Genomic DNA, 25,062 nt, shown 5'->3' on the forward strand with positions numbered 1-25,062 from the left:
ACCATGGGAAGAAATATTCCGCCTGCTGTCTGAACACTTCCCGAAATCGAGGCAAGATATACAATAACATTGTTCTCCACCACACTCTCGATCAATCACTATCCGCGACTATCCATGCCTGGCGCTTATGCACACCTCACCATGGTAAACCTGGCCAAGGAACCGGGCCGACTCGAAAAACAGGGATTTCCTCGGGGAGCAATTGTCCCGGTACTGGATTACTTCCGTTTCTGTGAGCTTGGCGCGGTCAGCCCTGATTATCCCTATCTGGACATTGCTCACTCCAGTGCTGGCGAGTGGGCGGATCGAATGCACTATCAGAGAACCGGCGACATGATCAAAACAGGAGTCGAGCGGATCAAAAGACTCGATGGAGCATCCCGGCAAAAGGCATTTTCATGGCTCCTGGGATATACCAGCCATGTCGTTACTGATACGACGATTCATCCTGTCATCGAACTCAAGGTAGGTGAATACCGGAAGAACAAGGATAAGCACAGGATATGCGAAATGCATCAGGATGCCTATATTTTCCAGCGATTGAATATCGGTGAGATCGGCCTGGCCGAACATCTGGATTCCGGAATCTGGGGCTGCTGCGATAAACCTGGCAGCGGAAAACTCGATCCTGCCGTTACACTCGCCTGGCAGAGCATGCTTGAAACCTGTTATGGCAGTGCTTATCAAACCGACCCTCCAGTTATCGATAATTGGCACAGCGCATTCAAGTTCGTTGTCGACAAAGCGGAAGAAGGAAATTTACTTCCTCCCTTTGCCCGGCATGTCGCTGCCAACATTGGTTTGACCTACCCTGCGGTTGACGATCTCGACCCGCAATATCTGGAAAACCTGGCGACCCCGCTTGAACTCATGAGCTACGATGCGATATTTGATCGCGCCCTGGAGAATGTTCTTGCTACCTGGTCGCACATCGCCAAGGCCGTCTTCGAAAACGACAATAGCTACCTGACGGCCGTGGTGAATTGCAATCTGGATACAGGAAAAGACGATCAGGGCAACCTTATCCATTGGCAAAGGGTTGCCTCATGAGCACACATCCTGCCGGTATCCTCGTCAGCATAACTATCGCGCTTGTGCTATCGCTCGTTGCAGGGTGCGCCCCCACCCCAAAGCGTCCTTATAGCGAAGAGATGTTTATCAAGGCTTCAGCATTGACCAAACTCGCGGCTGCGGTGGAATCCACCGTTCGCTTCAAGAATCCCCCGTCCGGGCTCGATGAAAAGGAGCTGCTCGTGCGGGCAACGCAACATGACCCGGCGCTGCTTCGAAACTTTAAAGGCTATAAGGTGAGAGTGCTACGCCAGGACAGGCACTCAGTCGTGCTGGTTTGCGATGCCTCCGGGCAGCGCGCCCTTCTCGAAGACGCTGGATGTTCCGGACGCATGGACCGTCACCGCTGGGTGGGAAAGCCGCAGCCGTGCGAGTTTTCGATTGATACGAAAGAAGTGTGCGGGAGAAATTGATCGGGCTTGCCACCCCGCAGCAGCTCACTTCACCTCTTACTGCTCCCGCTTCAACACCGTATCCCTCGCCTCCGGCAGCAAGTCCGGATAATCCTTGCTGTAGTGCAGGCCGCGGCTTTCATGGCGCAGCATCGCACTTTGCACGATCAGGTCCGCTGTATCCACGAGATTGCGCAATTCCAGCAGGTCATTCGTGACGTGGAAATTCGCGTAGTACTCGTTGATCTCTTCGTGCAAAAGACTGATGCGGTGCTGCGCCCGCTGCAGCCGCTTAGTGGTGCGGACGATACCGACGTAACTCCACATGAAGCGCCGCAATTCGTCCCAGTTATGGGAGATGACGATTTCCTCATCGGCGTTGGTCACGCGACTTTCATCCCATGGCGGCAATGCGGTGATGGGTTCAGGTATCTGCTGCATGATATCCCGAGCGGCGGCCTGTCCGAATACCAGGCACTCCAGCAGTGAATTGCTCGCCAGGCGGTTGGCTCCGTGCAGACCGGTGTGCGCGGTTTCACCAATCGCATAAAGATTGTCCAGATCAGTTTCTCCGTTCCAGTCGGTGACGACACCGCCACATGTATAGTGAGCCGCAGGCACGACGGGAATTGGTTCTCTGGTGATATCGATGCCGAATTCCAAGCAGCGCTGGTAAATGGTCGGAAAATGCTCCTTCAGGAAGTCTGCCGGCTTGTGCGAAATATCCAGGTACACACAGTCGAGCCCGCGCTTCTTCATTTCGAAGTCGATGGCGCGCGCCACGATGTCACGCGGCGCAAGCTCGGCGCGCTCATCGTGCGCGGGCATGAAACGGGTGCCATCGGGCAGTTTCAGTAGCCCCCCCTCGCCTCGCACCGCTTCGCTGATGAGGAACGATTTGGCGTGAGGATGATAAAGGCAAGTGGGATGAAACTGGATGAACTCCATATTCGCTATGCGGCAGCCTGCACGCCAGCCCATGGCAATGCCATCGCCGGTCGAAGTATCCGGATTGGTGGTGTAGAGATAGACTTTGCCCGCTCCACCCGTTGCCAGCACGGTGTTGCTCGCCGCTATGGTGCGCACCCTCCCTTCCCTGCTGTGCAGCACGTAAGCGCCAAGGCAGCGATTGCCGTTCCTGTGGGATCGCTCACCACGGCCAGCCAGTTTGGCGCTGGTGATCAGGTCGATCGCGACATGGTACTCCAGCACGGTGATATTCGGGTGGGCATGCGCTCTTTCGATCAGGGTCAATTGCACTGCCCTCCCGGTCGCATCCGCCGCATGAATGATGCGGCGCACGCTATGCCCGCCTTCACGGGTCAGATGATAGCCGGTCCCGTTGCCGCCATCGCGCGTGAAAGGCACTCCCTGATCGATCAGCCATTGGACCGCCTGGGGACCATTTTCCACTACATATCGCGTCACCTCTTCGTTGCAGAGACCTGCGCCTGCGACGAGCGTATCGTGGAGGTGAGCTTCGGGCGAATCTTCTTCCGATAATGTTGCGGCGATTCCCCCCTGCGCCCATCCGCTTGCTCCATCGAGCAGCGCACGCTTGGTGATGAGGCCTACTTTCCTGTTTTGCGCCAGATTGAGCGCGAGGGTGAGCCCCGCCAGGCCGCTGCCAATTATCAGGGTATCGAAATTAAGCTGTGACACTGATCGTCGTTATCTGTTTTTGTGAGCAGGGAATGATAACAGACCTGACGAATGCATTTATGGCAGCAAAGTCACCGGGGTCAGAGTCGATTGTCGATTGATCTTCCATCTTCCGCCTCACTTCATTCTTTCCATAGATGCTGGGTGATTTTAACTCCAATCAACGAAGATCAATCGACTCTGATTACCGGACAATAATGACTGATGGTGCCCTGTTCGATCTCCAGGGTACTGTGATGAATGGCGTAGCGCGCTTCCAGGGTCGTTCTGATACTATCCATGAAAGAATCGCCAGGATACCCATCTGGCATGACGAGGTGGACAGTGAGCGCGCTCTCGGTCGTACTCAGGCCCCATATATGTAGCTCATGTACGTCCGTCACACCCGGCTGGTTGCGCAGAAAAGCTTCGATCGCGGCAATGTCGATATGCGGGGGTACAGCGCTTAGCGCAAGTTGAACCGAATCGCGCAGAAGACCCCATGTATTGAAGATAATGACGACAACGACCATCAGGCTGATCACCGGGTCGAGCCAATACCATTGCGTGAAAAGGATCGCCACCCCGGATACCAGAACGCCGGCCGAAACCGCGGCATCCGCCGCCATGTGCAGGAAAGCGCCGCGAATATTCAGGTCCTCCTTGCTCCCCTTCAAAAACAGCCAGGCAGACAGACCGTTGATCAGAAGACCAGCGGTCGCTACGACTGCAACGGTGAGACCGGCTACTATCGGGGGTTGCGAGAACCGCTGAAAAGCTTCCCAGGCGATTGCACCGCATGCCACCAGGAGCAGAACAGCATTTGCCAGCGCGGCGAGTATCGAAGTGCTGCGCAAGCCATAGGTATAACGTTCGCTGGGCGCCTTGCGGCTCAAAATTGCCGCGCCCCACGCTAACGCAAGCCCGAGCACATCCGATAAATTATGGCCTGCATCTGCCATGAGCGCCGTCGAGTTGGCGGCAAAGCCGTAACCGAACTCAACTACGACAAAACCGGCGTTCAAGGTGATGGCAATAACGAACGCACCTCCATGATTGCGTGCGGGAGAGTGGTTGTGGTGTCCGGAGTGCCCGGTATGAGATGACATGCTGGAAAAACCGTGGCCGCGACTGTGATGACTTCCCATCTGCCTCAATCTGGATGAAAGACGCGTAATCCGAACAATGATAGCAACAATCTATCCCTATTCCTGCTCCGCCACTGCCCGTCTCCTTCCCGGCCCTGAATTTTATGTCTGCTAGCGTACGGAATGTGAAGCGGTGCTGGCGCACATTATGCGCTAGCGGGTTTGATGAAGTTCCATCGATCCCGAAAAATTTCTCAAAAACGGAGAAGGAGAAGACCATGTTTTTATACACGGAAACCGATCAGAATCTGCAAGCCTGTATTGATGCATGCACCCATTGTCATCGCACCTGCCTGCAAATGGCCATGAACCATTGCCTGGAATCAGGCGGCAAGCATGTCGAGGCCGACCACCTCCGGCTGATGATGAATTGCGTGGAAATCTGCCAGACCTCACTGAATTTCATGCTCAGCGGCTCCAGATTTAGTCCCAAGGTCTGTGGCGCCTGTGCCGAAATTTGTGAGGCGTGTGCTAAAAGTTGCGAGCAACTGGATGGAATGGAAGAGTGCGTGCAAGCCTGCCGCCAGTGCGCGGAGCACTGTCGCAAGATGGCGGCATAAACGCATGATGAGGCCCTGTTGGGGCCTTTTTTTCTTCCCCCAAACAAAGGGACAAAAGGGCCTTGAGCTTGCAAGGGACTTCTTTTTGCGTTTTGTTTTCTGCCAAGAAAAGGGTCCACAACCAGGGCCCTGAATCTGACATGTACTCTATCTGCTGGAATAACCACATTTTCAACTGAACTAATTTATACTACGCGTTGTCTGTTCACACAGACGGCGGTCGATGGACCGGTGCGTAATTCCCGATGGGCTCCTGAACGGGTATACTTGGCTGAGCTGCCTTATAATGAAGCAGTTACAGGCAAGAAATTCGTTAATTCAGGAATCAGGCGGCATGGGTGACCGGGAAATCGATCAGCAACTGGTGGAACGCGCGCAGCATGGCGACAAGCAGGCCTTCGATCTTCTGGTGATCAAATACCAGCGCAAGCTTGCACGTCTCCTTTCGCAATTCATCCGGGATGCGTCAGAAGTAGAGGATGTAACCCAGGAAGCCTTTATCAAGGCTTACCGTGCACTACCGTCGTTTAGGGGAGACAGCGCATTTTATACATGGTTGTACAGGATAGGCATCAATACTGCCAAGAATTTTCTGGTGGCTCAAGGACGGCGGGCACCTACCACCACGACAGGATTTGACAGCGAAGAGGCCGAAGGTTTTGAAGAAGCGAGCCAGCTGCGCGAAATGAATACGCCCGAGAGCGAACTGACAAGCAAACAGATCGCTCAAACGGTGAACCAAACGCTGGAAGAATTGCCTGAAGAACTGCGTACGGCAATTACGTTGAGAGAAATCGAGGGACTGAGCTACGAGGAAATCGCAGCGATCATGAATTGCCCTATCGGCACGGTCCGTTCGCGAATATTTCGTGCACGGGAAGCAATAGCGGAAAAACTGCGTCCCTTGCTGGGGACTGGTAAAGATAAGAGGTGGTAATATGCAAGAAAAAATATCGGCATTGATGGATGGTGAACTGGACGCAGACGATGCGGCGGTAGTGATCGAGCAATTCAGGAACGCGGAGGAGCTACGGGAACGCTGGGTTGCTTACCACCTGATCAGCGATGCGTTGGGTCAATCGGAGGTCAAGCCACTCGATATTACGCGGCGAGTTAACGCAAGACTGATAGCGGAACCTACGGTATCCACGGTACCAAACACAACCTTGCTTCATCCGACTCCGAAGCGCAGGCCGAGAACTTATGCCGCTGCGGCCTCCATCGCGGCAGCAATGGTGGGTGGATGGATAATTCTGCAAACGACGCAAGAGTCGGATCTTCTGAGGCAGAATCTGGCCGATAACAGGACGTCGCCCTCGACTTCTGCAGCCACTGTAGCGCCCGTTGCCACTTATCCTGTAATTCCCGCCAAAGCTTCCATCGCCGCGTCCGAGTCTGCACAAATCAACGACTATCTCCTGGCGCACCGGCAATTCTCGCCTAGCACCACAATACAGGGGGCAGTTCCTTTCATGCGTACATCGGCGGAAAGCGCGCGATAACGTCCACAGATGACACAGGTTTCACTGTCTTCCCTGTTGCTGACAGTCATCGTCCAATCCGCATTCGCGCAAAATCCCTCCAGTTCATTCCCCTCATCCCCCGAGGCACTTAACTGGCTGCAAAAGATTGCCACCGCGCCGCGCCATTACAATTATGTCGGGACATTCGTCTATTCGTCTGACGATCAGATAGAAACATCGCGCATCATCCATCTGGTGAATGAGGAAGGTGAGCAGGAAAAAAGCGTGGTGCTGGATGGCCCTCCACGTGAGATTATCCGCAACAACGATGAAATGAGATGTTATCTGCCGGAAAGCAAGACCGTAGTGACGGAAAAACGCTGGTTGCGAAAAGTTTTTCCCGCGCTGCTGCCTCAGCCGTTGATCAATCTCGACGATAACTATATCGTCAAAAAGGGCAAGCAGGAGCGGGTCAGTGATTATGCCAGCCAGGTCATCGAGCTGGAGCCCAGGGATGACAAGCGTTATGGCCAGAAATTATGGATGGATCTCAATACCGGCCTGTTGCTGAAGGCTGCCGTAATGGATAAAGGCCGGGTGGTGGAACAATTTGTATTCACCGACCTGAAAATTGGCGGTGAAATAGACAAGGATCTGTTGAAATCCAAATATTCGGGTCAAGCTGCCGAATGGCGCAAGACAAATCTTGTCTCCTCGACACAAGGTAGCGGGAAGCTTGGCTGGCATGTCAAAGACCCGCCTCCGGGATTCAAAAAGATTGTGGAAATGAAACGTAATCTCTCCGGTAAATCACGTCCTGTTGCGCATATTGCTCTCTCGGATGGTCTTGCTGCCGTGTCGGTATTTATCGAGCCCCATTCCGGAGAGGCTTCTTCCCCGGTCGAAGGTCTCTACCACAGCCGCGGCGCGATCAATATCTATACACGTACTCTCGGCGACAACAGGGTAACTGCCATAGGCGAAGTACCGCCAGCCACTGTAATGCAAATCGGCAATTCCGTTACCAGTCGTTAGGCCGTCAAGACAGGCCGGCTGCGACTGGGACTGAATGGGGGCCTGGTACTACTATCCCATTATCTTGGCCAGATGGATGAAGGTTCACCCGTTTCTACTCCATGGAAGAAAAAGTATGATTGCTAAATTTTTACTGGTGGCGCTGTTTGGATTATCCACGAGCGTGTTTGCGGAAGCGCCAGCGCGCGAATTGCCGGATTTTACCGGGTTGGTCGAAAGAGAAGGACCTTCGGTCGTAAATATCAGCACCGTTCAGTCAGGCAACGCAGCCACGGAACGCGCTTTCCCGGGAATGCCGAACATACCCGAGGATGATCCGTTTTTCGAGTTTTTCCGGAGACACATGCAGCCTCATGGAGGAATGCCACGAGATTTCGAATCCAGATCGGTGGGTTCCGGCTTCATTATCAGTTCGGACGGCTATATTCTGACAAATACCCATTTGATCGATGGAGCCGATGAAATCAATGTAAAGCTTACGGATAAGCGGGAGTTCCGGGCAAAGCTGATTGGGGCGGACCGGAAGACGGACATCGCTCTCCTCAAGATCGATGCTACCGGACTGCCGAAAGTCACCCAGGGTGATCCCAACCAAATGAAGGTGGGAGAATGGGTGGTAGCGATCGGATCACCCTTCGGCTTTGAAAACAGCGTTACTGCCGGGATTGTCAGCGCCAAAGGACGCTCTCTGGCGCAGGAAAATTTCGTGCCCTTCATCCAGACGGATGTCGCGATCAACCCCGGGAATTCCGGCGGACCGCTGTTCAATATGAACGGTGAGGTGGTCGGCGTCAATTCTCAGATTTACAGCCGCACCGGCGGATTCATGGGTTTGTCATTCGCTATTCCCATCGATGTTGCCCGGGATATATCAAATCAGCTGATTGCAAGCGGCAGGGTGAGCCGGGGCAGAATCGGCGTGCTGATTCAGGAAATCACAAAGGAGCTTGCGGAATCGTTCGGTTTACCCAAGCCAGCCGGCGCGCTGGTAGCTTCTGTCCAGAAAGGCGGCCCGGCAGACAAGGCGGGCATTCAAGCACGGGATGTCATTCTCAAGTTCGACGGCAAGACCGTGAATTCTTCGGGCGATCTGCCACGCATAGTTGGCTCGACCAAGCCAGGCACGAAAGTGCAGATGCAGGTGTGGCGGAATGGATCGACCAAGGAGCTCACGATTACAGTGGATGAGCTTCCAGAGGATGAAAAACCAGCGGCGCGTTCTGGAAAGCGGGGCAAGATGCCGGATGCAGCGAATCGCATCGGCTTGAGCCTGATCGAGCTGACTTCGGATCAGAAGAAGGAACTGGAAACTGAAAGCGGGCTTCTGGTCGAGGATATGGTGCCCGGTATCGCAAGCCGCGCGGGGGTCCGACCCGGCGATGTCATTCTGAGCATCAATAATCAGGATGTCAAAACGGTTGATCAATTCAACCAGTTGCTCAACAAGGTCGAAAAAGGACGCAATATTGCCTTGCTGGTGAAACGCGGCGATACCGCCACCTTCATCACTATGAAGATGAATGGTGAAAACAAATAAATGGCTGCTCCCGATCCTGATTTCCCTGTCTTGCTGACAGTTTATGGCCGGGAGCACTGCCACCTCTGCCAGGACATGCTTGCGGCCCTGCAGGAATTGAAGCCAGATTATCTTTTCCAGCTCGAAGTCGTGGATGTGGATAGCGACAGTGATCTGCAATCACGTTATGGGCAACGCGTTCCAGTGTTGATGGCCGGAAACAGGGAAATCTGCCACTATCACCTCGACCTGAATGCGTTTGCCCGGATATTTCAGCGAATCGAAAAATAGTACCCGTTCTTTTGTGGAAGCGGCGGCCGCCTTCTTTCCCGACGATAAAGGGGAAGAAGGCGACTCGGCAGGTGCTTATTTCCTCAAAATTCGCTAAAATGTCCGTCTTGAACAAGAATTTGCAGGGACCGGATACACGTGCGACCAGAGGGCCACGCCATGAGAGGGCACACCATGTGCCCTTTTTTGATTGCCGGTGAATTCCGGCGTCGTCCTGTTATCACCCTCTTCCCTTGCCATCCCGATCCCTGATGCAGCACATCCGCAACTTTTCCATCATCGCCCATATCGATCACGGCAAGTCCACGCTCGCAGACCGCATCATCCATTTATGCGGAGGGCTGTCCGACCGGGAAATGGAAGAACAGGTGCTGGACTCGATGGAGCTGGAGCGCGAGCGCGGAATCACCATCAAGGCGCAGACGGCAGCTCTGGAATACAAATCCCGTGATGGCAGCCGCTATCTCCTGAATCTGATCGATACACCCGGCCACGTCGACTTCTCCTATGAAGTATCGCGCTCTCTCGCAGCCTGCGAGGGAGCCCTCCTGGTGGTTGATGCTTCCCAGGGCGTGGAAGCCCAAACCGTTGCAAATTGCTACACCGCAATCGAACAGGGCGTGGAAGTCATACCGGTGCTGAACAAGATCGATCTGCCCGCCGCCGAACCGGAACGCGTCATCAAGGAAATTGAAGATATTATCGGCATAGAAGCCCAGGATGCCGTGCGGGCAAGCGCAAAAACCGGTTTCGGGGTGGAGGATATCCTGGAAGAGGTCATTTCGCGTATTCCCCCTCCGAAAGGGAATTCGGAAGCCCCCCTGAAGGCCCTTATCATCGATTCCTGGTTCGACAACTATGTGGGCGTGGTAATGCTCGTGCGGGTAATGGATGGGGTATTGAGACCTAAGGACAGAATATTGCTGATGGCGAGTAGAACTGTCCACCTGTGTGAACAGGTGGGCGTATTTACGCCAAAATCCAGAAACCGGGAATCTCTCAGCGCCGGTGAAGTGGGCTTCATTATTTCCGGAATCAAGGAGTTGAAGTCTGCCAAGGTCGGCGATACGGTAACACTCGCTGATCGCCCCGCTCCCCAACCGCTGCTCGGCTTCAAGGAGATCAAACCGCAGGTGTTCGCCGGACTCTACCCCGTGGAATCCAACCAGTATGATGCCCTGCGCGATGCGCTGGAGAAGCTAAAACTCAATGATTCCTCATTGCAATACGAGCCGGAAACGTCGCAGGCGTTGGGGTTTGGTTTTCGCTGCGGCTTTCTCGGACTCCTTCATCTCGACATCGTACAGGAAAGACTGGAGCGGGAATACGACATGAACCTCATCACCACCGCGCCAACGGTGGTGTATCAGGTCGTGCTGCGCGATGGATCGGTCATTGAAATCGAAAACCCGTCCAGACTGCCTGATCTCTCAAAAATAGAGCAGATTCGGGAGCCGATCATTACGGCAACCATCCTCGTCCCGCAGGAATATGTCGGATCGGTCATTACGCTTTGCATCAACAAGCGGGGAATCCAGAAGAATATGCAATATATGGGCAGGCAGGTCATGCTGACCTATGAAATCCCGCTCAATGAAGTCGTCATGGATTTCTTCGACAGGTTAAAATCGACCAGCCGCGGTTACGCTTCACTTGATTATGAATTCAAGGAGTTCAGGGCTTCCGATCTCGTCAAGCTGGATATCCTCATCAATGGCGAGCGCGTGGACGCCTTGTCGCTGATTGTGCATCGTGCGAGCAGCCAGTACCGCGGACGGGAACTCGCGCAGAAAATGCGCGAACTGATTCCCCGGCAGATGTTCGACATCGCTGTTCAAGCCGCCATAGGCTCGCACATTATCGCCAGGGAAAGTATCAAGGCCTTGCGCAAGAATGTGCTGGCCAAATGCTATGGCGGCGATATCACGCGTAAACGCAAGCTTCTGGAAAAACAGAAAGCCGGTAAAAAGCGTATGAAGCAAGTCGGCAATGTCGAGATTCCACAGGAAGCGTTTCTCGCGATTCTGCAGGTTGGAGAAAAGTAGTTCAAACAATACGATGCCTTCAACAAGCGGCACATGCTCACCGGAAAAATCCCGTTTCCGGGCGGGCAATGGACTGTCCACCCGAAGGGAATAAGGAACAAGAATGAACTTTCCGCTCATTATGCTGATATTGCTGCTGATCACCGGCAGTATCGCCCTGCTCGATCGTATCGTGCTGCAACCACGCCGCGCGCCGGGAAACCAGGGGCCATGGTGGGTGGAGTATCCGAAAAGCTTTTTCCCGGTGATTCTTGTCGTGTTCTGCCTGCGTTCTTTCCTGGTTGAGCCTTTCAAAATCCCCTCGGGCTCGATGATTCCGACTCTGCTGGTAGGAGATTTCATTCTCGTCAATAAATATACTTACGGCATCCGGCTGCCGGTCGCCAACGTCAAGCTGATGGATATAAACACTCCTCAGCGTGGCGAGGTCATGGTTTTTCGCTACCCGGTGGATCCATCCATGGATTACATCAAGCGTATCGTGGGGATACCCGGAGATATCATCACTTACCGTGACAAGCAACTGAGCGTCAACAACGTACCGGTGAGGATGGAACCGAACGGAGAATATACCTATGTGGAATCGGGCCTGAAATTCGTTTACAGCCGCAGCTACACGGAGTCCCTCGGAAATCACCGCTATAATGTCCTTATCAATCCGCAGGAGAGGGATAGTATCCAGCTAGGGGGTGTGCTCCCCTTCCCCCATCATGAAAATTGCAGCTATAACGATCGTGGATTTACCTGCAAGGTTCCTCCCGGCAACTACTTTGCAATGGGAGACAACCGGGACAGCAGCAGTGACAGTCGTTATTGGGGATTCGTACCCGACCAGAACATTGTCGGCAAGGCTTTCATGATCTGGTGGAATTTCAGCGACCTGAAACGCATCGGATTATCGATCAAGTAATTCGGGCGGCAATCGGGACCTTGAGCATGTGGCAGATCACTCGCCACAGTTGGTGGGAGGGGCGCGCAAAATTGGGGACAGCTTACCGGAATATGGAGAGTGCGGCGCTGTGCCGAAAACTCGGTTACACCTTCCATCGCGCCGAACTGCTGCGGCAAGCGCTGACGCACAGAAGCCACAGCATCCCTCACAACGAACGGCTTGAATTTCTTGGCGACGCCGTCCTCAACTGCGCCGTCGCCGGATTGATATTCCATCATTTTCCTGACCTCAGCGAAGGCGGTCTGTCACGGATACGGGCAAACCTCGTAAACCAGAAGGCGCTGGCTGAACTGGCGCAAACGCTTGAGCTGGGAAAGCTTATCCGATTTGGCGAAGGTGAACTCAAAAGCGGAGGGGACAAACGGCCTTCGATTCTTGCGGATGCGCTGGAAGCTGTGATTGGCGCCATATATCTCGACGCGGGTTTTGAGCAGGCCGAGAAGACAGTTGAAATTCTTTTCACTCCCTCCCTGGGGGGGGAGATGAACACCCATACCCTCGGCAAGGATCCCAAAACCCTTTTGCAGGAATATCTCCAGAGCCACAAGCTGGCGCTGCCCCGGTATGCTGTCGTTGCTACCCGAGGCGAGGCTCACCAGCAGCAGTTTCAGGTGGAATGCGTGATTTCCCGGCCTGAAATCCGCACTCTGGGCGAAGGCGCAAGCCGTCGCAGCGCGGAACAGCACGCAGCCAGGCAAGCTTATGAGCAACTCCAGTCGCATTATTGACCCGGTCAGAAAATATTATGAATCTCTTCATTCCGAGCCTGACTCGAATCCGGCATCAAGTGACGTTCAAAGCAGGCCATTGTTGGTTTGGCTGGATTCCGGTTTACTGACTTCAGCCGAGATGACGTTCATACTGTTTGCCTGCTGACTCAATAGAGAACAACTTTCGTGCTTTCCTGAACTGTGAAATGCTCCCTGCCACAGCCAAATATTCCAACAGCAAGGCTGTGAAAAATTTCCGCGAGTGTATATTGGCGCAAAACCTTTTCTGATGAACACTGAAGCTCCCCTTGCAGACCCAGCCTATCGCAGCGGTTATATTGCTATCGTTGGCCGTCCCAACGTAGGAAAATCCACCCTGCTGAACAGGCTGGTCGGGCAAAAGATCAGTATTACATCAAAAAAATCCCAGACGACGCGGCATCGCATACATGGAATTTTCACTGATGCACATTCCCAGTTTGTTTTTGTCGACACCCCGGGGTTCCAGACGCGGCATACAAGCCGTTTGAACAGCGGGATGAATCGTCTGGTTACCCAGACGCTGCGGGATGTGGATGTCGTGATACTGGTGATTGAAGCGATGCACTTCGACGATCGCGACAAGCTGGTGGTGAAACTCCTGCCAAAAAACAAGCCCGTGGTTCTTGCCCTCAACAAAATCGACCGCCTGCCCGATAAATCCCAACTGCTTCCCTTCCTCGAAAAAACGTCAAAGGAATTTGACTTCGCAGCCTTGGTGCCGGTAAGCGCCGAGAATGGAGGGCGGCTGCCCGAATTGATAGCTGCGATACGGCCGCACCTGCCGCAAAATCCGCCATTATTCCAGGAAGATGAAGTAACCGACCGGGATGAACGCTTCATAGCCGCGGAACTGGTTCGCGAAAAATTGTTCCGGCTGTTGGGAGAAGAGATTCCTTATTCCACCAGCGTCATCATTGACCAGTTTGTGATGGAAGGCGAACTGCGCAGGATTCACGCTTCCATTGTGGTAGACAAATCCGGGCAGAAAGCGATTGTCATCGGTAAGGATGGAGAAAAATTGAAGCTGATCGCTACCCAGGCGCGCAAGGATATGGAAGAAAGCTTCGGTGGCAAGGTTTATCTCAAGGTCTGGGTAAAGGTCAAAAGCGGCTGGGCCGAAGATGCCCGAACCTTGAAAAGCCTCGGATATGAGTAAGCGGCACACAAGCATCCCATCTGGCCCTACGCCCATTTTTTGCCCATGCAGTTCCCCAGGTTGTCACTAATTTTATTCCGGACAGTAGTGTGCTCGACCGGGCTTCCGGTATCCCGTACATAATCTTTTGAGGCATCTTTCCGGTGGGCTTGATCAAGCCTGATGATAACCGCTGATGCTCCCTAAACATGAGCGTAGATAAACAGCGTCAAGAAGCACAACTCGCTTTTGTGCTGCACAGCTATCCTTATCTTGAAACCAGCCTTATCGTAGAAGTTTTCACGCAAAATTCCGGGCGTATTGCCGTGATTGCGAAAGGCGCCAAGCGCCCGACATCTGCCCTGAGGGGCTTGCTGCGCGCATTCCAGCCTCTCCTGTTGAGCTGGGGGGGGAAGTCCGAATTACGCACCTTGCATAAAGCTGAATGGCAGGGTGGGCAGCTACCCTTACAGGGAACTGCCCTGATCTGCGGATTTTATCTCAATGAACTTTTGATACGGCTATTGCACCGCAATGACCCGCACGAACGATTATTTGCCTGCTATCAGGAGGCCTTGTCTGACCTGAGTACGGCAAGCGATTACATTCCCATACTACGCCGCTTCGAGCAGCGCCTCCTGCAGGAGATGGGTTATGCCTTGACACTCGATCACGATGTTTCATCAGGAAAAGTGATTAAACCAAACCAGGCGTACTGCTATGAAATCGAGCGGGGACCTGTTGCAGCGAGCAACGGCAACTGCCTTTTTAATCTCCAGTTAAGTGGAAAAACACTGCTTGATATGAGCCAGGGAGACTATTCAGCCTCCCTGACGCGCCTGCAGAGCAGGATTCTGATGCGCGCGCTGCTCAACCACTATCTGGGAGATAAGCCATTGCATACACGCCAGTTACTGAAGGAGTTTCAGCAATTGTAATACGCGTCCCTGCAGAACAGGCAGAAGACAACAGGCGGCATAAGTGTCAAGCCTTCTCCCCGAAGAATGCGGCGCTGTTTTCAACGTAGAATCCCCAGAACTGCATTCGCGAACATGATTGCAGCTACACAGCCCGCGAGGAAGGCAAATGCCTGCTGAAGCCGGGGTCCCTTGAGATGGCGTCCGAACTGGCTGCCCAGCAGCATGGACACAACGGCGCCTGCGCCAAACGGAAGCGCAATCAACCAGCTTATACTCCCCATTATCGCCGTGGATATCACGCCTGCGGCGGAAACCAGAGCGATTACCGCAAGCGACGTCGAAACGATGGATGACATATCGAGGCCGGTCGCCTTCCTCAGAGCCGGGACGACTACGAAACCACCTCCAACCCCTAGCAAACCGGACAGGACGCCCGCTATTATCCCTGACAATGCGAGTGAGCGGGCGCAGGCACCGGTCCAGATGAGACGGCCCGTGGAGCCCAGTCCGCAAGGAGGCGGCCCGGAGGAGCTTACAGCGCCATTTTCCATGCTCTGCTGGAACATCCGCGACGCTGCGTAGGCCAGTACCCCGGAAAATAGCATGACAAGCGGCGCATTCGGTATTTTCTGCGCAAGAAATACACCGCCCGGAGCTGCAAGAATACCTAGGAGGGCAATAAGACTGGCTGCCCGATACCTCACCCTTCCCTGTTTCAATGCCAGCAGTGCTCCGGCGGCAGCTGAAATACATACCGCGAAAAGCGCGATCGGCGCCGCTTCCGCCACGCTCAAGCCCAGGCCGAAGATAAGCAGGGGAACCGCGAGGATCGCGCCCCCCGCACCGGTCAGGGCGAGAATGAATCCGATGATGGAGCCCAGAAATGCACTCAGGAATTGTACTGTCTGCATTTGCCTAAGCTGCGTTTCCGTCAGTTTGACTCAGCTTATCTTTGCCGGCCGCGCCAACCATTCGCGGCCTTTCAGGAAGCCATTCCAGTAAAACCACGGCAGAAACCGGGCTTTCAGAAGCCAAGCCAGGAAACGCGGCACGATTGGGTCAAGGCGAAAAGTCGGCAGCAACTTGCCTCCAAATCCGAACTCGGCCAGAATGACCTTGCCTCTTTCGACTGTAAGCGGGCAGGAGCCATAGCCATCGTACCGCATCACCGGTTCTCTCCCCTCTTTGAGCGCCAGCAGGTTCTCCGCGACCACAACGATCTGCTTTCTCACTGCAGCAGCGGTTTTTGCATTTGGAGAAGAGCAGACGTCTCCCAATGCAAATATATTTGCATAGTGGGGATGCCGCAGCGTATTCGAGTCGACCTCACACCATCCGACGGCGTCGGCCAGCGGACTTTGCCGGATAAAATCCGGGGCATCTGCCGCATATCCTTGTTCATCCTTCTTTCTCCTCGATTGATTTTCATCGAATGCTCAAGAGTCGATGCCTTCGTCTCTCCTGCAGTAGAGGCGATATAATGTCTGCATGATCTGAACCGTCTCCAGGCTGACGAGCGCATAATAAATGTATTTACCCTTTCTTTCGGTGGTGACGAGGCCTTCGTCACGCAGCACCGTCAGCTGTTGGGAAAGCGTCGGCTGCCGAATCCCCAGCAGCGCCTCCAGCTCGCCCACATTGCAGGCGCCCTTGATGAGCTGACACAAAATCAGCAGTCTGTCTTCGTTCGCCAGCACTTTCAGCATCCCGCATGCCGTGGAGGCAGAAGTCCTCATTGCGGAAATATCCGGGAAATCTTCCAGTTTCATAACCCGTGTTCCTCGATTCACACCTTACCCGGTGCTGCCCCCGTCTCGGGGAGGGGATCCTTTGAATCTCGTCTTTCCAGCAGCTCAAAAATTCCCATTCCCACCAGCATGGCCGCAACGAATACGATACCTTTGCCGCTACCACTTCCGAGCAGGACCAGCGCCGGGCCGGGGCATATGCCAGCCATGCCCCAGCCGATCCCGAAGACGAAACTGCCAAGGACGAGCCGCTTGTCGATAACACGAGAAGCAGGAAGACTGATTGATACTCCGAGGTAGCTGCTGCCCCGATTGCGGGCAAGCGCGAAAGCAACGGCCCCTATAGCGATTGCTCCCGCCATCACAAATGCAAGCGAGGGATCCCATGAGCCGGATATATCGAGAAAAGCCAAGACTTTGGCGGGATTTGCCATTCCCGCGAGAATCAGTCCAAAGCCAAAGACGAGTCCGGACACCCACGCCACCAAGCTGATCATTTTTACCTCCTGCCTGGTCAGGCCTGAAAAACATGACGAACGAGATAAACGACGACAAAGCCTGTTCCCATGAAAACCAGCGTAGCCACGATCGAGCGCGGCGACAGGCGTGACACGCCGCACACCCCATGTCCGCTGGTACAGCCGGATCCGAAGCGTGTGCCGAGACCCACGAGCAGGCCGGCAGCGGCTATGGTGCCATAGCTTCCATCCACTTCCATCGGGGGAAGGCGCATGAACGACTGCCATACCAGTGGCGCCGCTACCAACCCGGAAACGAATGCGAAACGCCAGCCCGTGTCTTCCCTCTTCAGCTTCAGCAAACCGCCGAGTATCCCCGAAATTCCAGCGATCCTTCCGTTCACAAGTATCAGTAGCGCCACTGCTGCACCTATAAGTGCGCCTCCTGCCAAAGCAGCCCAGGGCGTGAAGTGATTCCAGTCAATGAACATCGACGCTTCCTCCTGCTGAATAAGCGCTGTGTAAATTGTTCATTTGCTCATTTGCTCATCTGAATTCCGCCAGATGCTTCCTGCTTCCTTAAAGATCTATATCTAAAGTTCTCATGGCTAACCTCTGCCACCAACCCTCTAACCATTGTGCCATCTCATATTACCATTTATATTATATTGACAAATATTATATTCATAGATATATTGTTGTCAAGTTTTTATTTGGTGCCTTGCTTCTGGATATCCCGATCAAACCTTGGAAGAGAGAGTAAATGAAACCGAATATCGAAGCTTTTTTTGACGGCGCGACCTGGACAGTAAGCTACGTGGTTTTCGATGAGCCGAATGGATATTGTGCAATCATCGATCCAGTACTGGATTACGATCCCAGATCAGGCAGAACGCGCACTACATCAGCGAATAAACTGATTGCCTTTATCGAGGAAAAGAATCTGATGACAGAATGGATTCTGGAGACCCATGCGCACGCCGACCATCTCACAGCGGCGCACTATCTTAAGGGAAGATTGGGGGGCAAGACGGCGATCGGGAAGGAGATTCCCATCGTGCAGGAAACCTTCAGGAAAATATTCAACCTTGAAACAGACTTCACGCCGGACGGCAAACAGTTTGACCATTTATTCGTCGATAACGAGGTTTTCAGCGTTGGCAAACTGAACGTGAAAGTGCTCTCGACACCGGGCCATACGCCGGCGGACTTGTCCTATCAGGTAGAGGAGGCGATCTTTGTCGGCGATACCCTGTTCATGCCGGACATCGGTACGGCGCGCGCCGATTTTCCGGGAGGGAGTGCACGCAGACTATTCCGGTCAATAAGGAAAATACTGGATTATCCCACGGATACCCGCTTGTTCATGTGCCATGATTATCCGCCGCAAGGCCGCTCTCCTCAATGGGAAACGAGTGTGGGGAAACAACGCGCAAATAATATACATGTGCGCGACGGCATTGACGAAGACCAGTTCGTCGCGATGCGCGAAGCGCGCGATCGGACGCTCGAAATGCCCACGCTGTTGCTGCCGTCGATCCAGGTGAATGTGCGCGCGGGCCTCATGCCCCCACCCGAGAATAACGGTATTTCGTACCTCAAAATACCGTTGAACGTCATCTGAGCCATTACACATCTCCCAGAGACGGCAGAAATGGCGGCAACCGGTCAGGAGCTAACCTGCGTCAGCGTCGGCCTGCTCCACCACCAGCACATCGCAAGCCGCCTCCTGAATTACACGTCTGGCAACACTGCCAAGCAGCATGCTCTCCCATCCCGATTTGCCGTGTTTCCCGATGACAATCAGATCGGCACCGATCTCTTCTGCTTTTTTTATCACTGTATCGGCTGCTGGACCCAATTCGATAACTGCCCCGAGCGAACGACCCGAAGCCTCGAAATCCGAGAGAAGTTTTTGCATCTCCACATTTATGCGGGTTTTCACTTCGGCACGAAATGCCTGTATTCTCTCGTCGTTGAAATCCAGTCTGCCTTCGAACGGCACTTCAAATGCATGCAGGATAATGATACTTGCATGAGGAGCGATGGTCAGGGCCATTTCTACTGTCCGGTGCGAGGATTCTGAAAAATCGACGGGGACCAGCACACGGCGATAGCTTGCCTCAGGTTCCTGTTTGACGATCAGCAACGGACAAGAGAGCGTTCGCAGAACCTTATCCGCAGTCGAGCCGATGACGAATTCCCGAACCGCGCCCCCGCCGAAAGCGCCCAACACGACCAACCCTGCCTTGAGGAGGCTGGCATAATGTGCGATCTCTGTATCTGCCCGTCCGACGTTTACCGTCGTTGTCGTAACCTTTATCCCATAACTGGCGGTGAGCCTGCGCTTGATCTCCGCCATTTGCTCGCGAGACCCCTGCATCAACCGCTGCTCGGTATCCAGGGGTGGGGTCAGATTACGCAAGGATTCCAGCGCGAGACTATCAAGTACGTGTATCAGATCCAGAGACTCGCTGCTCAATTCCTGTGCCAGAAGCGCTGCGCGAGATTCAGCACGCCTCGCAAAATCGGAAATGTCCGTAGCAACCACTATTCTCGTTATTGGGCACATCATTACTTCCACCTCTCACTTGAAGGATCAATCAACTTAAAACTCCGCATCGCCGGCATCGCGAGTCCTGTCCTCCCTTTCTGACATGATCGACTCCCTATATATGTTTCAGGTAAACAGGAGGTATACCGCCAGCAGAAATCCTATGGTAGCAACCGATAATGACAGGAACGATGAGAGCCAGGGCAGGGACAACCTGGGCAGATCCTCAAGCGGCAATGAGCTTACATAATGCCTGTGATTGAGCAAGGCGCCGAGAATGGTCACGGTGCCTGAGAGCACAAGAATAATGCCGAACACACCGGAGATTCCATGAGCGCTGGCAGTCCCTCCATTTTTGGAAATTTCCCCGGAAGCCACAAGAAGATTCAGAAACAGGCCGAAGCGGGCGACGACGAAACCCAGCGCGATGATCGTCAGCCCCGTGCGCACCCATGCAAGAAGCGTCCGCTCCGCGGCGAAGAAAACGCGCGGGTCTGACATTTTCTCCGAATCACTCTTTCCCTCTCGCAGGTTTTCAGATGCGGGATTTATAGCGCCCTCTTCAATCAAATACGGAGCAGCCAGGAGTAACCACCCAAAGAGTAATGTTCCCAGACGTTCCCAGAGCAATCAACCTGGCGATCCACTTTTATATACATACTGTCTTCGCCGCACACGCTATTATAATATAGTCATTTTTTGCCCGGCCCCTCTTGCCTCTTCCAGATGTGCGGGAGAGCAAATATCATTCAGGCAATCATTGAAAAAAAGCCGAATCAGGAAAACCTCCATACTATTATGATCAAACTCGGCGTTAATATCGATCACGTCGCCACCTTGCGCCAAGCGCGCCGCACAACCTATCCCGATCCGATAGAGGCGGCACTCATTGCTGAATCGGCCGGCGCAGATGCTATCACCTTGCATTTGCGCGAAGACCGGCGCCACATACAGGACAGAGACGTGGAAATTCTGCGCGGCGCGCTCAAGACCCGCATGAATCTGGAGAGCGCGGTGACAAATGAAATGATCGAATTTGCGCTGCGCATCAAACCCCATGATATCTGCCTTGTGCCGGAACGGCGCGAAGAATTGACGACCGAAGGCGGACTCGATGTGGTACGGCATTTCGAGCAAGTGCAACGCGCCTGCCGCAGGCTGGCTGAAGCCGGCATCCGGGTTTCGTTATTCATCGATGCCGAGCCGGCGCAGATCGATGCGTCCGTTGAGGCCGGCGCGCCAGTCATCGAAATTCACACTGGACATTACGCCGATGCGCAAGCGGCGGACGAACAGCAAAGTGAACTGGAGCGAGTGCGATCAGCAGTAAACAGGGGAGTCGGACAAGGGCTCAGGGTTAACGCCGGGCACGGCCTGCATTACCAGAATGTCCAGGCAATCGCGGCAATCCCGGGCGTATTGGAGCTCAACATCGGGCACGCGATCGTGGCTCGGGCATTGTTCGTGGGCTTCGAGCAGGCAGTCCGGGAAATGAAAAGCCTGATGCTGGAAGCATGTAAATGATTTATGGAATCGGAACCGATCTGGTTGAAACCTCGCGTATTGGGCGCCTGCTGGAAAAATACGGAGAGCGTTTCGCCCGGCGCCTGCTGACAGAAGAGGAATGGCCGGAATATGCAAAAACCATGCAGCCGGCCATGTTCCTGGCGAAGCGTTTTGCCGCCAAGGAAGCGCTTGCCAAAGCCTTTGGCACGGGTATCCGCCATCCGGTCAGCCTGAGCCATATCGGAGTAACCCATGATCCTTTGGGAAAACCCTATTTCAAGTTCCACCCTGAATTGCACACCCTGGTCCAAAACGAAGGCATTACCCGCCACCATCTCTCAATCAGCGACGAACTGAACCTCGCTTGCGCTTTTGTCATATTGGAAAAATAAATGTCGCTCGGTCCCGTCATGCTCGATATCGAAGGCACGCAACTCACCGCCAATGATAAAAACAAACTCCGGCATCCGCTGGTCGGGGGGGTGATCCTGTTCACGCGCAATTATTCCTCGCTTGCCCAACTCATGCATCTGACCGCTGAAATCCATGCCCTGCGAACGCCGCCGCTCCTGGTCGCAGTCGATCACGAAGGAGGCAGGGTTCAACGCTTCCGGGAGAATTTCACGCGACTGCCTCCCATGCGCGAACTGGGCAGGATCTGGGATGAACATCCTGCTCAGGCGCGGCATCTGGCGCATCAGGCGGGGTATGTGCTCGCGGCGGAATTACGGGCTGCGGGCGTGGATTTCAGTTTTACACCCGTTCTGGACATGGATTATGGCCAAAGCAGCGTCATCCGCGACCGTGCTTTTCACCGTGACCCGCAAGCCATTGCCGATCTCGCCCATAGCCTGATGGCCGGGTTGAAATCTGCTGGAATGGCAGCGGTGGGCAAACATTTCCCTGGTCATGGATATATCGAAGCCGATTCTCATTTCGAAATGCCGGTGGACGAACGAACGTATGCGCAGATCGAAATGGATGATCTCATTCCATTCCGTAAAATGATCGGTTTCGGCCTTACCGGCATGATGCCCGCCCACGTCATTTATCCAAAGGTGGATGCATTGCCGGCTGGCTTTTCCGAAGTATGGCTCAAAAAAGTTTTACGGGGTGAGCTCGATTTCGAAGGGTGTATCTTCAGCGATGATCTGAATATGACGGGAGCAGCTTTTGCAGGCAGTCCGCTGGAGCGGGCACAGAAAGCATTGCATGCGGGATGCGACATGGTGCTGCTGTGCAATAACCCGGAAGCGGCCGAAATGCTGCTCGCGGAGTTACATTGGGACCTACCCGCCCTCGGGGTGATTCGTCTCGCCCGCATGCGTGGGCGGCCAAACCCGGATTCGCTGGTGAAATTGCACGAAAACCCGAACTTCGTCAGCGCCGTGGAAAAAATTGCCAGTATTGGCGTTCGCAACGGCGAGTTGCCACTGGTGTAGCAAAACGAACTCGCCTTCCAATCTTCGCTCATCCTGCCCGCGGCGGGTTTCTCTATTTTGCGACTCTCATCCTCCCCAGCAGTTGCTGCATCATTCCCTGCCCACTTTTCACTATAGGCGACCGAGTTCCGGAGTGGGTGTGACAAAAAAATCGAGGGGATCGGTTGAAAAATAGCCAAACGAACCTATATTGATTAATAAGTGCTGATTCACAGCATCAGCTTGATGTCAGACATTTATTTCAAAGGAGATATTATGGCTATTAGTCGGTATGAACCGTGGAGCTTGCTGCACCAATTACATCGGGAACTGGATCGTGCGCGGGAAAACGTTGCGGGCGACGGTTCCGCCGCGACCGCCGAATGGGCGCCGGCAGTGGATATCAAGGAAGAAGCGGACAAGTTCGTTCTTCAGGCTGATCTTCCCGGGGTAAAACCCGAAGATATCAATATCAGCATGGAAGAAAGCGTGCTCACGATCAAGGGCGAAAAGAAAACCGAGGCAACTACCGAGAAGGAAGGCTACAAGCGTGTCGAGCGCACCTACGGCTCTTTCCATCGCCGTTTCAGCCTGCCGGATACTGCCAATGCGGATGCGATATCAGCCAAATCCAATCTGGGAGTTCTGGAAATCGTCATCCCCAAACGCGAACCGGTCCAGCCGAAAAAGATCAACGTGACTGTTCAATAAGAGTACTAAACCCGCTGACAGAGCCCGGTGGAAGCAAAGTTCCACTGGGTTTTCTTTTTTGAATCGGCTGTTTTTTCCACGTCGCCCCCACTCCCTCACTCCTCTCGCCCTCAGCCTGTTTCCGGTTGCCAAAAGGAAAGGAGAAAGGGATAAGAGCAGAGGATAGGCGCAGAGGATAAAGAGTACGGAGACTTCTTCAGAAGTTTTTTACACGAACCCGGTAGTTCAGGGCATTATGGCCGCCGGCCGGAACAATCACTTTCCATTCCGCCATATTCGAGGAAACCCTGCTATGGGCTTGTGATTCCGCTGCCATCTGCCAATCTCCTGGTATCGGTTCCCGCACCGTCACTGTGACAGCTTCTTTACGGGCATTGCGCAAAAGAATCTCAAATGCGCTTTCGAACGTGCTCCCCTCCCGCGAGTCCTTCAATCCTTCTCCCGCCAGCTTCCGGAAATCCGTCTGTTTTCTTTCCACTGTTACATCGAATGCATTTCCCGGTTTCAGCCGGATAATTTCCCCTGCAGCCGAATGATCCACCTGATCCTCGCCCACAAACTGGATATGGCCGCGTGAATCTTTTTTATACATTCGTACTATTCCGGCAGGCAGGGGAATTCCCAGTCCTTCTCCCTTGTTCCTGAATTCGAGCAATACCACCGGCTTCAGCTTCTGCCCTATATCGGCAAATTTCCCCGAGTAATAATAATCGGAACCCGTCAGGACCAGTTCCTTTTTCACCGGTATGCGGGTTGCAGACATCAGCCCCACCTGCCTGATCTGGTTCTCCGCCAGCGTTATGGGGCGATCCAGGGTATAGAGGTGATATTCAAGCAGCGATTCCTGTTTCAGGTCAGTCGCCTCCGCCATTTTTGCCATGGCATGACGCGGTACAGCCGCGCTTTGGCGCACCTGGTTGACATCCCCTGCAACCAGTTGCAAGGCAGCGCTGGGGTAGCCTATTCCACTTTGATTGGTCACGGTCGCCCAGCCCTGAATATCCGCATGATCCTCGCGCTCATTCAATTCCACTGCATAATCCGCCCGCCAGGATAACCCCGTTGTCAAATAGGAAAGTTCCAGGTCCTGCTCGCCGGCAACCGGATTGACGAAGGAAATAGCCACACTGGGCTTGTCCTGTAATCTCTCAGGAACAGCGGGGAAAGCCAATCGGCCCAGATGAGGATTGCCGATTTCAACGCGATCCACATACTTGAACACCCCGCCGTTATTTGCGGAAAGCACCACTGCGGTTTCCCGCCTTTCCTCCCCTGTCGCGGGATTCGCGCGAATGACCGTTATTTCCCTGCCAATGTATCGCTCCAGCAGTTTTCCAGGGGTTAATAGATCGAGATCGAAACTCAGTTCCTGTACGCGAAATCCACGGGAATGAGCCGGATTATGCAATCGTGCCGTTTCCGGACGTATCTGCTTTGCAACATCGAGCCAGATGAGTTGATTGAAATCGCGCGCAAGACTGACGCGACGCGTATCTTTTATCAAACCCAGGTTATTGCCATAAATCGTGATGGCAACCTCTTTCTGCTGCGAAGTATCAGCAATTCTTTCATCTTTCCCGACAGACAATCCTGCGATGCTGGACGTGGAGAGCAGGATGAAGATCAACCCGCGCCCAAGCGACATCATATGATCCATCAACATTTTCCGCATTATGATTTGCGCATAAGTTGTCATGATAGAAAGTGGAGAAAGTAGGCACTCCTACATAGTCTGTTGACCAG

The 25,062-nt window shown here is 53.8% G+C and carries 27 protein-coding genes and 1 pseudogene; 18 read left to right on the forward strand and 10 right to left on the reverse strand.

The window, feature by feature from the left end; genetic code table 11:
- Positions 1–69 precede the first annotated feature (69 nt).
- Together AC52W5_RS13665 and AC52W5_RS13670 are read left to right on the forward strand one after the other, a co-directional pair.
- Positions 70–1,050 carry a zinc dependent phospholipase C family protein gene (locus AC52W5_RS13665; protein WP_495671387.1) on the forward strand — a complete coding sequence of 327 codons (981 nt, stop codon included), beginning with the start codon at positions 70–72 and terminating at the stop codon, positions 1,048–1,050.
- On the forward strand, positions 1,047–1,484 hold the full coding sequence (locus AC52W5_RS13670; protein ID WP_495671388.1) for a hypothetical protein: 438 nt from the start codon (positions 1,047–1,049) through the stop codon (positions 1,482–1,484). Before AC52W5_RS13665 ends, AC52W5_RS13670 begins: the two co-directional genes overlap by 4 nt.
- 36 nt (positions 1,485–1,520) lie before the next feature.
- Here AC52W5_RS13670 and nadB read toward each other — a convergent pair whose 3' ends face one another.
- Positions 1,521–3,125, reverse strand: a complete 1,605-nt coding sequence (gene nadB, locus AC52W5_RS13675; RefSeq protein ID WP_495671389.1) for an L-aspartate oxidase — start codon at positions 3,123–3,125, stop codon at positions 1,521–1,523.
- Between the two features lie 170 nt (positions 3,126–3,295).
- Positions 3,296–4,213 carry a cation diffusion facilitator family transporter gene (locus AC52W5_RS13680; protein ID WP_495671390.1) on the reverse strand — a complete coding sequence of 306 codons (918 nt, stop codon included), beginning with the start codon at positions 4,211–4,213 and terminating at the stop codon, positions 3,296–3,298.
- Between the two features lie 257 nt (positions 4,214–4,470).
- On the opposite strand from AC52W5_RS13680, the gene AC52W5_RS13685 reads away from it, so the two are divergent.
- The 11 genes from AC52W5_RS13685 to recO all read left to right on the forward strand — a co-directional run bounded on the left by AC52W5_RS13685 (position 4,471) and on the right by recO (position 14,939).
- On the forward strand, positions 4,471–4,812 hold the full coding sequence (locus AC52W5_RS13685; protein ID WP_495671391.1) for a four-helix bundle copper-binding protein: 342 nt from the start codon (positions 4,471–4,473) through the stop codon (positions 4,810–4,812).
- Between the two features lie 334 nt (positions 4,813–5,146).
- Positions 5,147–5,749: an RNA polymerase sigma factor RpoE gene (gene rpoE / locus AC52W5_RS13690; protein ID WP_074974911.1), complete on the forward strand. Its 603-nt coding sequence runs from the start codon at positions 5,147–5,149 to the stop codon at positions 5,747–5,749.
- A gap of 1 nt (position 5,750) precedes the next feature.
- Positions 5,751–6,314, forward strand: a complete 564-nt coding sequence (locus AC52W5_RS13695) for a sigma-E factor negative regulatory protein (RefSeq protein ID WP_495671392.1) — start codon at positions 5,751–5,753, stop codon at positions 6,312–6,314.
- Positions 6,315–6,323: 9 nt separating this feature from the next.
- Positions 6,324–7,310, forward strand: a complete 987-nt coding sequence (locus AC52W5_RS13700; protein WP_495671393.1) for a MucB/RseB C-terminal domain-containing protein — start codon at positions 6,324–6,326, stop codon at positions 7,308–7,310.
- 115 nt (positions 7,311–7,425) lie between these two features.
- Complete coding sequence (locus AC52W5_RS13705) at positions 7,426–8,847, forward strand: DegQ family serine endoprotease (protein ID WP_495671394.1); 1,422 nt, start codon at positions 7,426–7,428, stop codon at positions 8,845–8,847.
- Positions 8,848–9,117, forward strand: coding sequence for a glutaredoxin family protein (locus AC52W5_RS13710; protein WP_495671395.1), 270 nt, complete (start codon positions 8,848–8,850; stop codon positions 9,115–9,117).
- A 248-nt stretch (positions 9,118–9,365) separates the two neighbouring features.
- Positions 9,366–11,162 (forward strand): translation elongation factor 4, encoded by a 1,797-nt coding sequence (gene lepA, locus AC52W5_RS13715; RefSeq protein ID WP_495671415.1) that lies wholly within the window; start codon positions 9,366–9,368, stop codon positions 11,160–11,162.
- 103 nt (positions 11,163–11,265) lie between these two features.
- On the forward strand, positions 11,266–12,072 hold the full coding sequence (gene lepB / locus AC52W5_RS13720; protein WP_495671396.1) for a signal peptidase I: 807 nt from the start codon (positions 11,266–11,268) through the stop codon (positions 12,070–12,072).
- A gap of 92 nt (positions 12,073–12,164) precedes the next feature.
- Positions 12,165–12,842, forward strand: a complete 678-nt coding sequence (rnc, locus tag AC52W5_RS13725; RefSeq protein WP_495671416.1) for a ribonuclease III — start codon at positions 12,165–12,167, stop codon at positions 12,840–12,842.
- Positions 12,843–13,113: 271 nt separating this feature from the next.
- Positions 13,114–14,022 carry a GTPase Era gene (gene era, locus AC52W5_RS13730; protein ID WP_074974966.1) on the forward strand — a complete coding sequence of 303 codons (909 nt, stop codon included), beginning with the start codon at positions 13,114–13,116 and terminating at the stop codon, positions 14,020–14,022.
- A gap of 188 nt (positions 14,023–14,210) precedes the next feature.
- On the forward strand, positions 14,211–14,939 hold the full coding sequence (recO, locus tag AC52W5_RS13735) for a DNA repair protein RecO (RefSeq protein ID WP_495671397.1): 729 nt from the start codon (positions 14,211–14,213) through the stop codon (positions 14,937–14,939).
- A gap of 80 nt (positions 14,940–15,019) precedes the next feature.
- Here recO and AC52W5_RS13740 read toward each other — a convergent pair whose 3' ends face one another.
- From AC52W5_RS13740 to AC52W5_RS13760, 5 genes and pseudogenes are all read right to left on the reverse strand, one after another.
- Positions 15,020–15,832 carry a sulfite exporter TauE/SafE family protein gene (locus tag AC52W5_RS13740; RefSeq protein ID WP_495671398.1) on the reverse strand — a complete coding sequence of 271 codons (813 nt, stop codon included), beginning with the start codon at positions 15,830–15,832 and terminating at the stop codon, positions 15,020–15,022.
- Between the two features lie 30 nt (positions 15,833–15,862).
- Positions 15,863–16,300, reverse strand: a pseudogene (locus AC52W5_RS13745) (pyridine nucleotide-disulfide oxidoreductase); the annotation flags it as partial.
- A gap of 57 nt (positions 16,301–16,357) precedes the next feature.
- Positions 16,358–16,690, reverse strand: a complete 333-nt coding sequence (locus AC52W5_RS13750) for an ArsR/SmtB family transcription factor (RefSeq protein ID WP_495671399.1) — start codon at positions 16,688–16,690, stop codon at positions 16,358–16,360.
- 17 nt (positions 16,691–16,707) lie between these two features.
- Positions 16,708–17,166, reverse strand: coding sequence for a DUF6691 family protein (locus tag AC52W5_RS13755; RefSeq protein WP_074974901.1), 459 nt, complete (start codon positions 17,164–17,166; stop codon positions 16,708–16,710).
- Positions 17,167–17,183: 17 nt separating this feature from the next.
- Positions 17,184–17,618 carry a YeeE/YedE family protein gene (locus tag AC52W5_RS13760; RefSeq protein WP_495671400.1) on the reverse strand — a complete coding sequence of 145 codons (435 nt, stop codon included), beginning with the start codon at positions 17,616–17,618 and terminating at the stop codon, positions 17,184–17,186.
- Between the two features lie 272 nt (positions 17,619–17,890).
- On the opposite strand from AC52W5_RS13760, the gene AC52W5_RS13765 reads away from it, so the two are divergent.
- Positions 17,891–18,751, forward strand: a complete 861-nt coding sequence (locus AC52W5_RS13765) for an MBL fold metallo-hydrolase (RefSeq protein ID WP_495671401.1) — start codon at positions 17,891–17,893, stop codon at positions 18,749–18,751.
- Positions 18,752–18,802: 51 nt separating this feature from the next.
- Here AC52W5_RS13765 and AC52W5_RS13770 read toward each other — a convergent pair whose 3' ends face one another.
- Positions 18,803–19,702 carry a universal stress protein gene (locus AC52W5_RS13770; protein WP_495671402.1) on the reverse strand — a complete coding sequence of 300 codons (900 nt, stop codon included), beginning with the start codon at positions 19,700–19,702 and terminating at the stop codon, positions 18,803–18,805.
- A gap of 105 nt (positions 19,703–19,807) precedes the next feature.
- A complete protein-coding gene (locus AC52W5_RS13775) occupies positions 19,808–20,182 on the reverse strand; it encodes a YidH family protein (protein WP_074974897.1) in 375 nt (124 codons plus the stop codon).
- Positions 20,183–20,479: 297 nt separating this feature from the next.
- Between AC52W5_RS13775 and pdxJ the strand changes: the two genes are divergently transcribed.
- The 4 genes from pdxJ (at position 20,480) to AC52W5_RS13795 (ending at position 23,319) form a co-directional block, all read left to right on the forward strand.
- The gene (gene pdxJ, locus AC52W5_RS13780; RefSeq protein ID WP_495671403.1) at positions 20,480–21,205 is read left to right on the forward strand and encodes a pyridoxine 5'-phosphate synthase; all 726 of its coding nucleotides are present in this window, start codon (positions 20,480–20,482) and stop codon (positions 21,203–21,205) included.
- Entirely contained in the window at positions 21,202–21,579 is a 378-nt protein-coding gene (acpS, locus tag AC52W5_RS13785) for a holo-ACP synthase (RefSeq protein ID WP_074974896.1), read from the forward strand. The genes pdxJ and acpS overlap by 4 nt, the downstream gene beginning before the upstream one ends.
- Complete coding sequence (nagZ, locus tag AC52W5_RS13790; RefSeq protein WP_495671404.1) at positions 21,580–22,629, forward strand: beta-N-acetylhexosaminidase; 1,050 nt, start codon at positions 21,580–21,582, stop codon at positions 22,627–22,629.
- A gap of 255 nt (positions 22,630–22,884) precedes the next feature.
- Complete coding sequence (locus tag AC52W5_RS13795) at positions 22,885–23,319, forward strand: Hsp20/alpha crystallin family protein (protein ID WP_074974964.1); 435 nt, start codon at positions 22,885–22,887, stop codon at positions 23,317–23,319.
- Between the two features lie 196 nt (positions 23,320–23,515).
- On the opposite strand, the gene AC52W5_RS13800 is transcribed toward AC52W5_RS13795, so the two are convergent.
- Complete coding sequence (locus AC52W5_RS13800) at positions 23,516–24,976, reverse strand: DUF4139 domain-containing protein (RefSeq protein WP_495671405.1); 1,461 nt, start codon at positions 24,974–24,976, stop codon at positions 23,516–23,518.
- Positions 24,977–25,062: the final 86 nt, after the last annotated feature.

Source organism: Nitrosospira sp. CT (genome assembly GCF_059489795.1).

Excerpts from the sequence above, each read along its gene's own strand:
- AC52W5_RS13670 (WP_495671388.1), top strand. The coding sequence starts at position 1,047 with ATGAGCACACATCCTGCCGGTATCCTCGTCAGCATAACTATCGCGCTT.
- AC52W5_RS13680 (WP_495671390.1), bottom strand. The coding sequence starts at position 4,213 with ATGTCATCTCATACCGGGCACTCCGGACACCACAACCACTCTCCCGCA.
- AC52W5_RS13685 (WP_495671391.1), top strand. The coding sequence starts at position 4,471 with ATGTTTTTATACACGGAAACCGATCAGAATCTGCAAGCCTGTATTGAT.
- rpoE (WP_074974911.1), top strand. The coding sequence starts at position 5,147 with ATGGGTGACCGGGAAATCGATCAGCAACTGGTGGAACGCGCGCAGCAT.
- AC52W5_RS13695 (WP_495671392.1), top strand. The coding sequence starts at position 5,751 with ATGCAAGAAAAAATATCGGCATTGATGGATGGTGAACTGGACGCAGAC.
- AC52W5_RS13700 (WP_495671393.1), top strand. The coding sequence starts at position 6,324 with ATGACACAGGTTTCACTGTCTTCCCTGTTGCTGACAGTCATCGTCCAA.
- AC52W5_RS13705 (WP_495671394.1), top strand. The coding sequence starts at position 7,426 with ATGATTGCTAAATTTTTACTGGTGGCGCTGTTTGGATTATCCACGAGC.
- AC52W5_RS13710 (WP_495671395.1), top strand. The coding sequence starts at position 8,848 with ATGGCTGCTCCCGATCCTGATTTCCCTGTCTTGCTGACAGTTTATGGC.
- lepB (WP_495671396.1), top strand. The coding sequence starts at position 11,266 with ATGAACTTTCCGCTCATTATGCTGATATTGCTGCTGATCACCGGCAGT.
- rnc (WP_495671416.1), top strand. The coding sequence starts at position 12,165 with ATGGAGAGTGCGGCGCTGTGCCGAAAACTCGGTTACACCTTCCATCGC.
- era (WP_074974966.1), top strand. The coding sequence starts at position 13,114 with ATGAACACTGAAGCTCCCCTTGCAGACCCAGCCTATCGCAGCGGTTAT.
- recO (WP_495671397.1), top strand. The coding sequence starts at position 14,211 with ATGAGCGTAGATAAACAGCGTCAAGAAGCACAACTCGCTTTTGTGCTG.
- AC52W5_RS13740 (WP_495671398.1), bottom strand. The coding sequence starts at position 15,832 with ATGCAGACAGTACAATTCCTGAGTGCATTTCTGGGCTCCATCATCGGA.
- AC52W5_RS13750 (WP_495671399.1), bottom strand. The coding sequence starts at position 16,690 with ATGAAACTGGAAGATTTCCCGGATATTTCCGCAATGAGGACTTCTGCC.
- AC52W5_RS13755 (WP_074974901.1), bottom strand. The coding sequence starts at position 17,166 with ATGATCAGCTTGGTGGCGTGGGTGTCCGGACTCGTCTTTGGCTTTGGA.
- AC52W5_RS13760 (WP_495671400.1), bottom strand. The coding sequence starts at position 17,618 with ATGTTCATTGACTGGAATCACTTCACGCCCTGGGCTGCTTTGGCAGGA.
- AC52W5_RS13765 (WP_495671401.1), top strand. The coding sequence starts at position 17,891 with ATGAAACCGAATATCGAAGCTTTTTTTGACGGCGCGACCTGGACAGTA.
- AC52W5_RS13770 (WP_495671402.1), bottom strand. The coding sequence starts at position 19,702 with ATGATGTGCCCAATAACGAGAATAGTGGTTGCTACGGACATTTCCGAT.
- AC52W5_RS13775 (WP_074974897.1), bottom strand. The coding sequence starts at position 20,182 with ATGTCAGACCCGCGCGTTTTCTTCGCCGCGGAGCGGACGCTTCTTGCA.
- pdxJ (WP_495671403.1), top strand. The coding sequence starts at position 20,480 with ATGATCAAACTCGGCGTTAATATCGATCACGTCGCCACCTTGCGCCAA.
- acpS (WP_074974896.1), top strand. The coding sequence starts at position 21,202 with ATGATTTATGGAATCGGAACCGATCTGGTTGAAACCTCGCGTATTGGG.
- nagZ (WP_495671404.1), top strand. The coding sequence starts at position 21,580 with ATGTCGCTCGGTCCCGTCATGCTCGATATCGAAGGCACGCAACTCACC.
- AC52W5_RS13795 (WP_074974964.1), top strand. The coding sequence starts at position 22,885 with ATGGCTATTAGTCGGTATGAACCGTGGAGCTTGCTGCACCAATTACAT.
- AC52W5_RS13800 (WP_495671405.1), bottom strand. The coding sequence starts at position 24,976 with ATGGATCATATGATGTCGCTTGGGCGCGGGTTGATCTTCATCCTGCTC.